This window comes from Francisella sp. XLW-1, from assembly GCF_008711455.1.
GTDB lineage: Bacteria > Pseudomonadota > Gammaproteobacteria > Francisellales > Francisellaceae > Francisella > Francisella salimarina.
Genome location: NZ_VXKP01000005.1, coordinates 55877 through 71756, shown reverse-complemented (window position 1 = coordinate 71756; position 15880 = coordinate 55877). Strand labels below are relative to the sequence as shown.

Here is a 15880-nt window from a genome sequence, read left to right as displayed (position 1 = left end):
AAAATTACACTTATGAAAGATCTATCAAGATTAGATATCCCTAAAAAGCCTACAAAAGAAAATAACAAAGAGCCACAAAAACCTAGTGGCTCCAAGAGAAAGAAAATCGTAATCATAGCCGTAGCGTGCTTATTGGTAATAGCTGTAGCATCTAAACTCATAAACAAACACCTAAAAAAAGTAAAGGCTGAAGAAGAAAAATCAAAAGTAGAACTTCAAGCGGATCAAAACAGCGATTCAATAAAAGAGCAAGATAGCACAGAAGATAATACCAAAACCAATTCAACAAACAGTGATCAAAAGCCAGACTTTACTGAAAGTGGTAGTGGCGGAAAAATGGTGTTTACATTCTACAATAGCCTTAAACATGATAGTGTTGAGGTCGATGTTCAACCTGATGCACAAAGAGCTCAGTACAAATATAAATATATTTATCAAATTGCATCATTCAGAAATATGGATGAAACATCCTGGTATGTTAAAAAAATGAAAGAGGATGGTCTTAACCCACAATTCCAACGAGTAGGCAGTTGGATTAGAATGTATATAGGACCTTATGATAGCAAACGCGCGATGGCTCCGGATATAATCAAGCTTCAGAGAATTGGTTTAAATGGAGGTTTCCCACGCGAAATAAGTCGAACAAAAATTGAACCAAAAGATGCTCAGAAAGATTCTAAAAACAAATCTTCAGACAATTCGGAGGAATCATCAAGCAATAAGACTTCTAAAGACTAGGTTTAGAATTGATTCTTTAACTCTCTAAGCTTAACAAACATCTCCTTTCCTAATGAACACTCAGGCAAAGCTCGTAGTAAAGATTCATCATCAATTGATCTAATAAAAATATTAAGCTTACTCTCCTCTGCTAAATTTACAATTGGCTTATGTTCAGCCGCAAGCTCTGCAACTTGATTCCTATAATAGTTAAAAGCATCATCATTTGGCATTATACTAAGTGCAAAATCCAGATTATTTTGCCAATAATCATGAGCAGGATATGGTTTTATATCTTTATCTAAGTCAGAAATCTTGGCTAATGAGTCATATAACTGTTCCACATCTGCAGATGCTGCATGTACACCGCCAACTCCGGCATTAAATAAAGTATCTCCACAGAAAAGAGCCTTCTCTTTTTCAAACAAGAAGCATACATGATCATCAATATGTCCAGGAGTATACATTACCTTACAGTTTGTAAATCCAAAGTCTATAGAATCTCCCTCATCGACATAAACATCTGGCTTAAAGAGATCATTATCAGCATAAGCATATACTCTAGTACCTGGATAAATCTCAAGCAATTTCTTGACACCTGCAATATGATCACCATGCCTATGTGTAATAAGTATTGCCTCGAGCTTTAAATTATTTTGTTTGATAAAATCATCAAATATATCTGCTTTGAGAGGATCTATGACAATAGCATGACTATCATCATATAATAAATACTGATAATTTCTCAAACTATTATTCAAAAACCATCTTTTAACTTGCATTTAAACATACCTTTTAGTTATTTCGATAAATTAATTGTGTAGCTGAGATATCTATACCTGCCACATCGCCATTTTTTATAAAAAACTTACATAATATATGATGGTATCTTTCTAGTTGTGTAGTATTTAGCAAGTCCTTAATATGTCTTTCGATATAATCATAAGCCATTTTAAAACTATAATTATCTGACTTAATCGTCGCAAGCTCTAGCAACATAAGAATACTATCATAGTCATGATTAGCTCTATCAAGAACTTTCTCAGATAATTTAGCTATCGGAATGCTAAATGCGTTAGCATAAATTTTTAGCATCTCTGGCAAGATGTTGCCCCCTACTAACTGCTTTTTAGCAAATTTCTCAGCCAAAACAACTTCTTCAAAGTCAACAAGTTGTTCTAGGTACACCCTACTTATTGTATTAGTTGTTTCTGCCTTATTATAAATATCTGATAATTCATCAACATCTTTAGCTTTTCTTAGAGCTAAAACAATTAATTTCTCGCCAAGATCTTGCTTGAGATAAACATCATATTTCTCCAAGACTTTGAGTGCAAACACCGCATCCTCATCAGCTAAAGCAATATTTCCAGCCAGATTTGCAATATTAGGTAAGAATCTACAGTTATTTCTCTCCAAAAGTAAGCTTACTTTCGTGCGTGCTTCTGAAAATTTCTGAACCAGATAAAGCTTATAAACCTCAAAGAACTTATATACGATTGTGTCACCATTAATCTGCTTCAGAGCTTTGTCTAATTCTTTTATATCTTTGCTGTTAGCAATCATGCAAATTTTTCTAAAAAGCACATAATCCTTGAAAGATCTCGGAGAAATTTTAGCAATACTTGAAACGCTCAACTTATTAGTTATTCTATTATTTTCTAGAACCATATCAGCAAATAAATCTGCAAATCTTTCTTGCTTATTTACTGTAAACAAACCAATAAGCCAATTAAACAACAAATAAGGAAACTGAAAACTTAGTTTAATTATCCTAAAGCCAAAAACTAAGGCAAACAATAGTGCAAAAACGATAAATACAAAGGCAACTAAGTTTACTTTGATAGCTTTATCGGCCATCACTAACATAATATATCCATGATTTTTAGTCGCCCATATACCAATCAAGGTAGCTAGAGCAACAACTATTATAAGTTTTAAGACTCTTATCATTTATCACTTCCTTGTGCGCTTACATTAGTTTTAGTTAAACTTGATTCTTTTATCAAAAGCTTATTTTGTTGTTCAGATAGCTGATTAATAACTTTATCTAAACTACTATCTACATTATCTAAATTCTGAGAGTTAATGCTTTTGATATCTTTTTTAAGCTCTTTTGCATTGTTATCTTGTACAAAATATTGATTGATAATAGCAATAAGATTGTCTTTGGCCTTATCAATACTACCTTGATCGTTGCTATACATAGCACTCTGTAACTGTATCAATGAGTTATACAGATTACTTGAAACAACTTGCTTAGCTTGATTTGTAGCAACAAGAGTCTGATTCTCAGGAATATTCTGTATCTCAACTACTGAGTGCAAAAGCTTCATATAGTTACTTTGTGAAGAAGTATTAACATCAGCAGAAATATCTTCTGGAGTAATATATTTAAGCTTACTAAACTGCTGCTGGATAGAAATAAAATGTTTAATAACGTCACTTTTTGACAAAGTTTCCCCTAATGTATCTTTTATCTTTTGACGCTCACTAACACTTACAGTTGCAACTCCACTAGCCTCTATTTTATCAAATGCACTATCAACCAGCTCATTAGCCTTTTGAGCATCACCATCAAAGACTGCAACATCTTTAGCTAATACTAAGTAGTTAATAGCCGACTGAATATTTACTATACTCATCTGCAAATACAAGTCCTTAGTCGGAACTGCCACTTGATTACCTAAAGTAGTAACCTGCGACTGTGTCGCTTTAATATTTTGTGTTAAAAAATCATTTTGTTCGCCAAGGTCATTGATAGCTTCTTTTTGCTCAGTTTGTAAAGACTTAAGCGACTCAAGTTGATTTTGCAAACTAGCTAAAGCTTGATCATTAACACTAAGCTTGTTATCACTTCTTTCAAAATCAATAACAGAGTAGCTAGCTAAACCAAGGGCTACTAAAGATACAACTATGCTAATTTTAGACAAGATGTTAAACGAAGATTTATTTTTAATTGATTCTAATTTTTGAGCAACATTATCAGTAGCGTCATTCGCTTGCTCTTGCTGAATATTTTTTTCCTGTGACATTTTTTGCCTCTATATGTTCTCGTACTTTTTGACAGATATAATCATTGTCTAATCTTTCAAGACTCAAAGTATTTTCAAAGCCTTGTTCATTAACAAATTTTAGCATTTTTGGACTTGTTATGGTAACAATTGCAGCCTCAGGCGCTACTATTTGATCAAAAATCCTATTCAAAGACTTAAAAATATCGATACTTGTGGTGACAATAACATTAGGATTTATACCATCATCAATGAATTTTAAATACGCTTGACTAAGCGTAGCAACACTCTCAAAAACTCTCCGGTACGCTTCAAACTTATTGCATCTTGCTAGTTGAGATATTTCCCTTACAAGTAGTTCATTACCAGAAACCCCAGAGATAACCGCAAAACTATCATCATAAACATCTTCTTTCAAGATTAGCTTCAAAAGCTCTTGTGAACCATGATCATGTGGATATATAGCATCTAAACCATGTTTTTTTAGAGTTTTTGCGGTGCTTTGACCTACACTATAAATTTTTTTACCGTCGAACAATTCAGGATTATATTGAGCAAATAAGCTTTCTACAGCATATTTGCTAGTAAATATATAACTTGTATAGCTCAACACTGAACCTTCAACATCTATGTAATCAATATTAATACATGGTAGACTCGTAGCTGTATACCCTTTAGATCTTAGTAATTTTGAAAGCTTATCAGCATCATCTTTAGGTCTACAAACAAGTATTTTCATTTACTGGTTTTTTTGTGCAGTTGCATAGATATAGTCAAGCATTGACTTTAGACCATTAGCTCTCGTCGAGCTCAAATTATTGCCAAAACCAATTTCCTTAATAAAATTAGTATCTGAATTAAGTATATCTGATGAAGTTGCATCACTATATACTCTTAGTAGCATTCCAATCAACCCTGAAACAATCAATGCATCACTAGTAGCTATAAAATGTAACTTACCATCTTTTATACTGCTGTCGAACCAGACTTGGGATTGACAGCCTTTAACCAAATTCTCCTCAATTTTTTTATTTTGAGGAAACTCTGGTAATTGCTTACCCAGTGATATGACATAATCATACTTATCTTCCCAATCTTCAAAAAAAGATAACTCTTCAACTAATTCTTGCTGTCTTTGTATAACTTGATTTTCCATACTAACTATTACTTGCTTTAAATAATGATATTTTGAAACTTATGATATGTTATCACACACCAAAATTCATATAAACTTGATAAAACATCATATTTTCTCAAAAAAACTAAAAATACTGTTGACAGTATAACAAAACAGCCATATAATACCTCACAAGTTCCCCGATAGCTCAGTCGGTAGAGCAGTTGACTGTTAATCAATTGGTCGGCGGTTCAAGTCCGTCTCGGGGAGCCAAACAATTTCAAGAAAAATTTTCCATCATACTAAAAGTTTTTTACTTAGGGCTGTTTAGTAGTTTATATTTTTCTCCTCCTTTCTTATCTCTAAATTTATGAATTCTAGATGGCCCTAAGTGTGCTCAGAATTAAAACATCAGTTTTACTTATAACACAATTAATTTTTTTCAATTTCACTTATACTTAGAATAAGACTATAATCCCAGCATTAAAGTTTTAAAAAGTTTAATAGCATGATATTTTTAATATTTTTGACAACATTTCTTAGCTTAATATTTGCTATAACAAATAAGCATAAGCTAGCCACCACTCTTTTTCTTGTATCTTTAGGATTATTACTAGTAGTATTTATTCCTCATACAATTCGATATATAAATATTCAACTTTAAGGGGCTAGCTATGAAAGATAATATTTTAGATTTATTCGACTCTATAGCTATTATTGGTATAAGTGTTGTATTAGCAATGGCTTTTTATTATCAACTTTACTTCCAAGAACTGCCTTGTGCCTTATGTGTGTTCCAAAGAATGTCACTGAGCTTATTAACTTTTGGGTTACTACTAAACTTGTCGCATGGTAATAAATATAAGAACTATTTGTTCGTAACGTTAGTAGCGATCCTAAATGCAGCAATGGCAATGACACAAATACTTTTACATATTGTTCCTGGCACTGGAAATTATGGAGATGCTGTATTCTCACTACATATGTATACTTGGAATTTTATTGTAAGTATTATTTTCATAATATATGCGACTATTTGTGGATTCTTTACTCCAAATGAAGATAAAAAGAAAAGTTTAAGTCTATTCGCTAAAGTAGCAATATTCTTGATACTAGCTTTAACACTTGCTAATACAATAAATGTATTTGTTGAATGTGGACCACATCTTTGCCCATCTGATCCAGATAGTTATTGGTTGTTAAATTTATAAAAAATAATTGACATAAAATTTATTAAGTATAGAATATAAAATCCTTAAGCAAAATCATATCCAAAAATTTACAGACTTTGGTTTGATTGAGTCTTAATATATAAAGATTACTCTAGGTGATACTCCTTAGTTTTTTCATATCTCCTTAACTTCCTTCATCTAGAGTCAATTTTTATATTTTATAATTATTTTTTTGCTATAATTTAGCTCATATTTTTATTTTGAAATTTAGATAGTCATGAAAGCTACACATACCCTTATTGCTACTACAAAAGAGCTTCCTAAAGAGGCCGTACTTACTAGCCATCAATACATGCTAAAAGCTGGTTTGATAAAAAAACTTGCTTCAGGAATCTATACATGGATGCCTATAGGATTAAAAGTTCTACAGAAAATCCAGAATATAGTTCGTGAAGAGATGAATAAAGCTGGAGCAAGTGAGTTACTACTGCCAAGCGTACTACCTTCAGAGCTTTTACAAGAAACTCATCGCTGGGATAAATTTGGTCCTGAGCTTCTGAAGCTAAAAGATAGGCATGAAAGAGATTTTTGCTATGGCCCAACCCATGAAGAGCCTATTGTAGACATGGCTCGTGACACTATCAAGAGTTACAAACAATTACCTCTAAATCTTTATCAAATTCAAACAAAATTTAGGGATGAAATCCGCCCTCGTTTTGGTGTGATGCGTGCCCGTGAATTCATCATGAAAGATGCTTACTCATTTCATGAAAATAGTGAGTGTTTACATAACACTTATAACAAGATGTATGAAACTTATTGTAAAATTCTTGATAAAATTGGCTTAGCCTATCGTCCCGTCCGTGCAGATACTGGAGCAATTGGAGGTGATAACAGTCACGAATTCCAAGTATTAGCTAATGCTGGTGAAGATATTATATGTTATAGCAATGGCTCTGACTATGCCGCAAATATTGAGTTAGCAACATATGCGAAACCAGATTTAAGCACAAGAGCAGTTTCTGAGAATACTATAACAAAAATTCATACTCCAAATATTAAGACTATCGAAAAACTTTGTAGTGAACTTGATTTTGATATCAAAAAAACTATCAAAACTATGGTTATAAAAGATGCTAAAGGTAACTTCTTCGCTTTAGTTATCCGAGGAGATCATGAACTTAACGAGACAAAAATCAATAAGCTCGAACAAATTGTAGCACCATACACTCTTGCAACCAAAGATGAAATTTTCTCTATTTTTAATGCTAATCCAGGTTCATTAGGGATAGTTAACTGTCCTGTACAAATTATAGCTGATTATAGTGCAATGATGATTGAAGATATCTGTTGTGGCGCAAATGAAGATGACTATCATTTTACAAATGTGAATTGGGGTAGAGATATCACTAGTTATCAAATTGCCGATATTAGAAACGTAGTTACAGGAGATATATCTCCAGATAATAATGGAACTCTAGAGCTCACAAACGGTATCGAAGTTGGACATATTTTTGAGCTTGAAGATGTTTATTCAAAACCAATGAATGCCAATATAATTGGTCAAGATGGCAAGCCTAAGTCTATGCTTATGGGTTGCTATGGCTTTGGCGTATCGCGTGTAATGGCTGCTGCAATTGAACAGTCTCATGATGAAAATGGAATCATTTGGCCAGAGGCTATCGCTCCATATCAAGTAGCAATATTACCAATCAACTATAACAAATCTGAAAGTGTCAAACAAACAGCTGACAAACTCTATCAAGAGTTACTTGCAAAAGGAATAGATGTGATTTTAGATGATAGAGGCGCAAGACCTGGTGTGATGTTTGCAGATGCAGATCTTATCGGCTACTCTCATCATGTAGTTATTGGTGATAGACTTTTAGAGCAAGGTTTGATTGAGTATAAAAATCGCAAAACTCAAGAAAAACAAGAAATCACATTAGAGAAATTGTTCGATATTCTAGCCTAATTCTTTTCCATAAACCTTATCAAAACCATAAAACTTAGCATAAGCGTCGTTATTATAAGCATTTTCATCAGATGTGATATCATCTATAAAAGTTATTTGACTAAATTCAGGAATCATCGGTAAGATAGGATCAGAGATCTCATTTTGCTGATAATATGTAACCAAAGTATCTCTATACCTTTCAAACTTATATATTTCAAAATAAATAGTTGCCATTAATGCGAGTTGCATTACTAATAATACTAAAAATACCCAACTTAAAGAATTTAATCGTAGCCTTAACTTCAGAACAAAACTAGTACTATGATTATAAAATTGCTGCATCATTATTATAAAGAATACTGCATCATAAATTAATAAAACTCTTTGATTCAAATCATAAGACTTAGCCACAGGTGTCAATACAAATATTGAGGATGCAATTGCTACCCCATATATAAAAGAAGCTTTCCTAGTGATATTTTTGTTTGTGAAAATAAGAACTAAGAAAGTCAGCAGCATTAACATAGGCACAAGTGTATCCCCAGGTCTTGTTACAATTTGTGTAACTAAATTTATGAGCTGATTTAATACAGAAATATGCTCTCCTGCCGACATTGTGTTTAGTCTTACATAGTTACCAGGAGCTGCTATCAGAATTATACCTCCGACCACACAAGCTATAAAAAAATATATTATATTTTTGTTTATTTGATTTTGAGAAAGCTTTTGATTTAAAAAGTATGCCAAACACAAGATAATTGCGACACCAACAAATATCTCATTATATAAACCAATAAAAAAACCTGTGAATAAACTAAACCATATGTTCTGTTTATTTTTCACTACTGATATGTAATAAAAGACAGTTAACAGTGTTATACCCCAAAAATACTGTACTGCTGCTGTTTTCCATATGACATTAGCAATAAATCCTGTTTGATAAAAAAGGAAGATAAAAAAGAAAAAATATATTAAAAAGTCTTTCGAAAATAGTTCAACTTTTGTTTTAAATCTTACTATTTTATATGAATATAGTACAAATAGATAAAAGCATATCGAGTTAATCATATTGATCATAAATACTGATAAATGAATATATTTTTTACTCAAAAACAGATAAATTAATGCCTGTGCTGATATCCGCCCTGTCCAATGAATATAATTTGATGCAATACCGCGAAAGTATATAATGAAACCCTTATCAAGAGCATCAGTATAAGCTCTACCAAAATCATCAGCTCTTAAAGGCTGTAAATAGTTTATAACAAAGAAAAAAGCTATTATCAAAATAGCTATTATTACATTTGTACGTGAAATTTTCATCAATACTATAAATAATAAACCTTTTGAAGAAGTCTATATTATTTATCAAACTGAATAAAGCCTAAAACATCACAATTATAATGTGACAATTAGAATGATTAAGATAAAATATTTTCTTGATATAAAAAGCATCTATTGCCCTGCATAACTATGCTATTTTTTCTTTAATAGCTTTAATAAAGTTTTGTAGTTAAATATAATTAGGTGTATTTTAACAGTCTTACCCCATGGAGATTTTATGACAGAGATATCATCATTACTTAATAAGTCTCTTAGTTTCATCCAAAGAAACTTGATAGTTCTAGGTGTTGTACTTTTTTTCACAATACTCGGTTATGGATACTTCATAACACACTGGGCTGTTGACTCTGACTCTGTAATGGCAACATTCCGTTCATACAACTCTGATTGGATAGCTCATGGCAGACCAATAGATGCATTATATAATTATTTAAGTCTTGAGCAAGTGCTTCCTTTTTTTAATGACTTCATAGCAGTAAGTTTTATTTTTATCTCAGGTATTTTATGGCTTATAGTGATAGAGAATTGTCAAGTAAGACTATCTAAAACTCTATCTATAGTATTTGCATGTATTTTCATTATTTGCCCAATGTACTCATTCTTCTTGAGATTCACTCTTCAAAATATATTTACAGAATTCTCAATGTTGGTATGTGTGCTATCTGCCTACCATTTTTCTTCTTTTCTAAATACAAAGAAGTTTTTTAACCTTATATCTTCTATCATACTTTGCTCATTAGCTTTAATGAGTTATCAAACTTATGTCTCATATTTTATTACATCAGCTGTATTTATAGTTCTTCTTAGAACGATAGCAAACCCTAATGAAAAGTTTAATATTTTAGAATTAGTATATGGCGGTTTCATTCTAATAGTAGCTCTATTCATATATAAAATAGTTTGCTTTGCATCTTTTTTTATTACCCCTCAGTCAGATTATACTGAGCAATTTATTGGTTGGGGCAGTCAACCACTCACTTCAATCATTAGTGGCTGGAAAGTATACTTCCATTCATTATTATCGATGAACTTTAACTTCTTTATTTTATTAACAGTGTATTTTACACTACCTTTTCTAGTTATCATTAATATCTTAAAGAAAAGGATATCTGTTGCGTTACTTATTATAATATTTGTGCTATCGCCTTTCGCTCTGGTATTTGCACTAGGTAATGGAGTACCTTTAAGAACCTTACAAGCAGTGCCTTTGATGTTAGCAGGAATTTGGCTAATTTTTTATTACTCTTTTAGTAGCAAAGCTATAAAAACCATTATTACTACTACCATCATTATAAGTACACTTTTTAATGCTCAATATATCACTAGACTTTTCTACAGTGACGTAATGAGATTACAGTACGATAAAAACTTCGCAAACCGTATATACAACAACATACTTGATAAAACTGGAGATGCTATAGAAAGTAAACCTTTAGTTATAATCGGCAAGTATTACCATACACCGAAACCCTTTATCGTACATTTTGACTCGATTGGACCATCATTTTTTGATACAGACGCTGAGCAATCCGTGCGTCTACATGATTTTATGAGCTGGCTAGGTAATGACTATATTATGCCAAACCAAACCGAAGTCAATGAGGCTTATAAAGTCTCTGATCACATGCCAGCATATCCAAATACTGGCTACATAAAAGAAACTAAAGATTTAATAGTTTTAAAGTTAGCTGATAGGGTTATAGTAAATCCTTTACCTATTGATCTTAACCTTAAAAATCTTAATCAATTATCTTTATTGAAGATACAAAGTAATATTGAATTTATAAAGCAAGAAAATAATGGATTAAATATAAGCGGTTGGTCGTATATCAAAAACAAAGATGCTGCAAATACTAAAATATATATTCGTATAACAAATGACGATTCATCTAAAATATATCCAGTGAACATTAAACAAAGACCTGATATCTCGAGACTATATAACGATGCTTCAAACATACAAGACAGTGGTTGGAGTATTACTTTTACAGATAATCCTTTACAAAAAGATAGTCGCATTGATTTAATACTAGTCAATGGCTCAGAATATATCGAGACAAACATACCTAAAAAAATCCAACCAATTGCATTAAACTTAACTGAGTATAAAGAACTATCATATACCTCTCAAAGAAGCTATGTTGATACCTTATCTTATAATAACAACATATTGACAATAGCTGGCTGGGGATATATGAAACACAAAGATGCATTAAATACTAAAATATATGTCAAATTACATAGCTCTGATCATGATTATATATTTAAAGCTAATCTTACAAGCAAAAATAGTATTCAGGAATTATCAAGCGATACACTAAACGTCAAACAAAGTGGTTTCAGTCTCGTTAATAAGTATCCTTTATTAACTGGTAGGTATAGAATATTTTTAATATTGGTTAATCAAGATACTTATGTAATTGCTGACACAGGGCTATCTATTAACAATACGTAATCAGAAATGTAATAAAACTAGTATCTCATCTATAAGATTTTGAGATACATCAATACGATTATTTGATATTAAGATACCAATCATTTTATTAATAGAGAAGAAAACTGTATTATATGTAATAGCTAACTGTAAAAACTAAATACCTCATGAGTAATATTCAATATAGAAAGGATATAGATGGTCTTAGAGCATTTGCTGTATTATCAGTAGTTCTATTTCACCTTCAAATAAATTGGATTAAATCAGGGTTTCTTGGTGTAGATATATTTTTTGTAATTTCAGGCTATCTTATTACTTCAATAATTATTAAAAATATACATAGTAATTCATTTTCTATCAAAGGTTTTTATTTAAAAAGGATTAGAAGAATTTTACCAGCACTAATAGTTGTGTTATCCATCTCTACTTTTTTTGCCTGGTTAATATTTTTACCTCAAGATTTACTAAATTATTCTGAGTCTCTTATAAGTTCTATTAGCTCTTTAGCAAATATCTATTACTTCATAAAACTTAATTTTGGCTATTTTGGAGCTAGCCCACAGATTATACCTCTATTACACACATGGTCTCTTGGTATTGAGGAGCAGTTTTACCTGATTTATCCATTATTATTACTAGCTTTATTTAAGTTAAACTTTACTCAAAAGAAACTACTAATTTTTTCTATTATTTGTTTGATTATTTCTTGTATTTTTTTTCTATCTGGTGAGCTAAATGTTCATATTATAGACTCTCCTAGATGGTACTACTCTCCAACACATAGAGCTTTTGAATTGCTATTTGGGTGTTGTTTAGCTATTTTTTTATCAGTTCAAAACATAAGTAAAATAAAGTTAAATAATAAAATTATACTTGAGGTTTTATCAATAATCTCTGTATTGTTGATGGTTATACCTATCTTCTTTATCAATGTGAGATTTCCTAGTCTATGGACTATTACAACATGTCTCGGAGCTACTATATTTATTTATTGTGGTAATAACCATACTCCAATAGCAAATAAGATATTCTCATTAAAACCTTTTGTAGCTATAGGTCTTATCTCATACTCTTTATATTTGTGGCATTGGCCTATCATAGCCTATATAAACTATCTTAGTATAGAAAAAACTACTCTTGTTTGTGCTGTAATATTTACCATTAGCATATTATTAGCAACATTGACGTATATATTTATTGAAAAACCATTTCGATATAAGATTATTTTTAGTTTTAAAAAAAGTATTTTTATATTATGGATTATACCTTTGGTCATATCGATAAGCTTTTATGCAGCGTCTAAGCATCAAGGATTTGGTTTTAATAAGGAGGCAGTAAATTTAAATCTAAATTTTTATAGTAGTCAATCTTTAAATCTAGATCAGTGCAATACTGGTGAAAATTATAATCTAAATGAAATAAATAATAACTGCTTCTTTGGCGCAATTAATAAAGATCACACAGACATTTTAGTTCTAGGGGATTCTCATGCTATGGCATATGAGGGTATGATAAATGTTTGGTTAAAAAATTTAAAACTTAAAGGGTATATTTATACTAAATCACTAACTGGTGATCCTAAACTCTATAAATATATGATGTATAGTAGTTCATTTGACAAGAATACAGAGTATTACATACATAAGTTAAAACCCAGAGCAATCATTCTAGCTGGATATTGGAATTACGATACATATCTCAAAACTGATGCTTTCAAACAAATTGACAGCTCAGTAGCTAATTTCATTAAACAAGGAATAGTACCTATTATCATGTACGATGTATATGGAGGTCCAAAGTCAACATGTGGATTTACAAAATTAGATAAAATTCTTGGTAGAGAATGTTATAGCGTTATGGATAATAGAAATAACTTTATTAAAAAGCTAAAACATAAATACGGAGAAAAGCTCATTGTAATAGATCCTAATAAACTTATAGAAAAAAAAGATTCTAAAACCGAGCTTCTTACATCGATCGGTAGCACTCCTTTGTATACCGACAACACTCATCTGAATAACAATGGATCAACTCTATTGGGCAACCTTTACTTAGAGAGGTATGGTAACCCACTATCAATAATAAATACAAAGGCACAATCTTAATGAGCAATATAAAGTATAGAAAAGATATAGATGGATTAAGGGCTTTTGCGGTATTATCTGTAGTTCTATTTCATCTAAATATAAGTTGGATTAAATCTGGCTTTCTTGGTGTAGATATATTTTTTGTAATTTCTGGATATTTAATTACTGCTATAATTCTTAGAGATCTACAAAACAATTGTTTTTCTATCAAAAACTTTTACCTAAGAAGAATTAGAAGAATTCTACCTGCATTAATAGTTGTCTTAACTTTCTCTACTTTTTTTGCATGGCTTATATTACTACCGCAGGATTTAATAGACTACGCCGAATCACTTGTTAGTGCAATAGCATCCTTTTCTAATATCTATTTCTTTGTAAAACTTGATTTTGGCTACTTCGGTCAAAACTCGCAAATAATACCATTACTTCATACATGGTCTTTAGGTGTAGAAGAACAATTTTATATGATCTGGCCATTAATCTTAATACTACTATTTAAACTAAGATTTTCAACAAAAGTAAGACTTCTAGCCACTTCAATAATATTGCTAGTTATATCTTGCTTGATTTTCCTTTCTGGCGAATTTAATTTATATATTCTGAGCTCTGACAGATGGTATTACTTTCCAACCCATAGAGCATTCGAACTTTTATTTGGTTGCTGCTTAGCCATATACCTTAATAATTCAGCTACTTTAAACAATAACAAACTGACTCTTAATATACTCTCTGTAATAGGTGCTTTAATGATGATAGCACCTATATTTTTTATTAATGTGAGTTTCCCAAGTATTTGGACTATTACGGCATGTATTGGGGCGACTATTTATATATATTCTGGCGCAAATACTAATCATATACCTATTATAAATAGAATACTTTCTCTAAAACCTATTGTGGCTATAGGTCTTATCTCATATTCCTTATATTTATGGCATTGGCCTATTATTGCTTATGTTAACTATTTAAGCATCAATAAAACTGTCACTATATGTATCATAATTTTTACTATTAGTTTAGCCCTTGCTACATTAACGTATTTATTTGTAGAAAAACCCTTTAGGCATAAATATAAGTTTAGTTTTAATAAAAGCTTTATACTGCTATGGATAATACCTCTAATTTTGGCTTGCTGCTTATATATAGCCTCAACTAATAATAAATTTGGTTTTAATTCCTCAAACCTTATTGATCAAAATAAACTAACATATAACTATGGATTTAATAAAATCGATCAAAACAATTGTTTCCTTATGATTCAATCCTCTAGCTTCCAATCAAAACAACTCCCTAATAAGAATATCTGTTCAATAGGAAGTCCTAAAGCTAAAAATACTAATTTTCTGTTGGTAGGTGACTCTCATGCAAGATCTGAAATACCTATGATAACTACTTGGCTTGATAACATAAGCCAGAAAGCTTACGTTGTAACCCAAAAATCTACTCCATTCTTACCGACTTTCAAAAATATTGTTGAATATGTTTCTGTTACTGATAGAAACAAGGCCATTGCTAATTTGATAAAATCAAAAAAATATAAATATGTTATTCTTGCTGGTGAATGGTCAAATGCACTATACTCTAGTTCAATTGATTCAATACAAGATTCCATTAAATTAGTAATAGATAATGGTAGTATACCTATACTTATTTTAGATACTCCAACACTTAATATTGATGTAACTAATCTTTGTCCATTAGAAAAAAATAAACTACCATTTATTTTTGGAGAAAATTCATGTAAGTTGAATATCGAGTTTGTCAAACAACAACAGTTGGTATTTTCTAATCTTGTTGAAAAACTCAAAAAGGAATTTCCAAAATTAGTAATTATTGATCCTAAAAAAGCGATCTGTGATGACAGTTACTGCAATATTGAAATAAATAGTATTCCAATCTATGCCGACTCAAATCATCTTAACTATATAGGTTCAAAACTATTAGGAAAACAATATTTAAAAATGCATGGTAACCCGCTTGAATTTACCCAAAAACACTAATATACGGCATCATTTAATATATTTTTCGCACAAAACTC

The 15880-nt window shown here is 30.9% G+C and carries 12 protein-coding genes and 1 tRNA gene; 7 read left to right on the top strand and 6 right to left on the bottom strand.

All coding sequences use genetic code 11. The annotated features are described in order from the left end of the window. Positions 1–12: 12 nt before the first annotated feature. Complete coding sequence (locus F3D59_RS08605; protein WP_150464554.1) at positions 13–738, top strand: SPOR domain-containing protein; 726 nt, start codon at positions 13–15, stop codon at positions 736–738. A 2-nt stretch (positions 739–740) separates the two neighbouring features. Here F3D59_RS08605 and F3D59_RS08600 read toward each other — a convergent pair whose 3' ends face one another. Genes F3D59_RS08600 through F3D59_RS08580 form a run of 5 tightly spaced genes read right to left on the bottom strand, consistent with a single transcriptional unit; the run spans position 741 to position 4887 of the window. Then, positions 741–1499, bottom strand: a complete 759-nt coding sequence (locus F3D59_RS08600) for an MBL fold metallo-hydrolase (RefSeq protein WP_150464553.1) — start codon at positions 1497–1499, stop codon at positions 741–743. A 13-nt stretch (positions 1500–1512) separates the two neighbouring features. Beyond that, entirely contained in the window at positions 1513–2670 is a 1158-nt protein-coding gene (locus tag F3D59_RS08595) for a heme biosynthesis protein HemY (RefSeq protein WP_150464552.1), read from the bottom strand. Then, positions 2667–3752: a hypothetical protein gene (locus F3D59_RS08590; protein ID WP_150464551.1), complete on the bottom strand. Its 1086-nt coding sequence runs from the start codon at positions 3750–3752 to the stop codon at positions 2667–2669. Before F3D59_RS08590 ends, F3D59_RS08595 begins: the two co-directional genes overlap by 4 nt. After that, positions 3712–4470, bottom strand: coding sequence for a uroporphyrinogen-III synthase (locus tag F3D59_RS08585; RefSeq protein ID WP_150464550.1), 759 nt, complete (start codon positions 4468–4470; stop codon positions 3712–3714). Before F3D59_RS08585 ends, F3D59_RS08590 begins: the two co-directional genes overlap by 41 nt. Continuing rightward, positions 4471–4887: a SufE family protein gene (locus F3D59_RS08580; protein WP_150464549.1), complete on the bottom strand. Its 417-nt coding sequence runs from the start codon at positions 4885–4887 to the stop codon at positions 4471–4473. It abuts the gene before it with no gap. Between the two features lie 158 nt (positions 4888–5045). On the opposite strand from F3D59_RS08580, the gene F3D59_RS08575 reads away from it, so the two are divergent. The 3 genes from F3D59_RS08575 to F3D59_RS08565 all read left to right on the top strand — a co-directional run bounded on the left by F3D59_RS08575 (position 5046) and on the right by F3D59_RS08565 (position 7995). Further along, positions 5046–5121: transfer RNA gene (locus tag F3D59_RS08575), tRNA-Asn, on the top strand. 401 nt (positions 5122–5522) lie between these two features. Next, a complete protein-coding gene (locus F3D59_RS08570) occupies positions 5523–6059 on the top strand; it encodes a disulfide bond formation protein B (RefSeq protein WP_150464548.1) in 537 nt (178 codons plus the stop codon). A gap of 238 nt (positions 6060–6297) precedes the next feature. After that, a complete protein-coding gene (locus F3D59_RS08565; RefSeq protein ID WP_150464547.1) occupies positions 6298–7995 on the top strand; it encodes a proline--tRNA ligase in 1698 nt (565 codons plus the stop codon). Here the strand turns inward: F3D59_RS08565 and F3D59_RS08560 are convergent. Continuing rightward, a complete protein-coding gene (locus tag F3D59_RS08560) occupies positions 7987–9300 on the bottom strand; it encodes a DUF6056 family protein (protein WP_150464546.1) in 1314 nt (437 codons plus the stop codon). The genes F3D59_RS08565 and F3D59_RS08560 overlap by 9 nt on opposite strands. A gap of 238 nt (positions 9301–9538) precedes the next feature. On the opposite strand from F3D59_RS08560, the gene F3D59_RS08555 reads away from it, so the two are divergent. From F3D59_RS08555 to F3D59_RS08545, 3 genes are all read left to right on the top strand, one after another. After that, complete coding sequence (locus F3D59_RS08555) at positions 9539–11776, top strand: glucosyltransferase domain-containing protein (protein ID WP_150464545.1); 2238 nt, start codon at positions 9539–9541, stop codon at positions 11774–11776. 146 nt (positions 11777–11922) lie between these two features. After that, a complete protein-coding gene (locus F3D59_RS08550; protein ID WP_150464544.1) occupies positions 11923–13860 on the top strand; it encodes an acyltransferase family protein in 1938 nt (645 codons plus the stop codon). Further along, positions 13860–15842 (top strand): acyltransferase family protein, encoded by a 1983-nt coding sequence (locus F3D59_RS08545; protein ID WP_150464543.1) that lies wholly within the window; start codon positions 13860–13862, stop codon positions 15840–15842. Before F3D59_RS08550 ends, F3D59_RS08545 begins: the two co-directional genes overlap by 1 nt. The last annotated feature ends 38 nt before the right edge of the window (positions 15843–15880 follow it).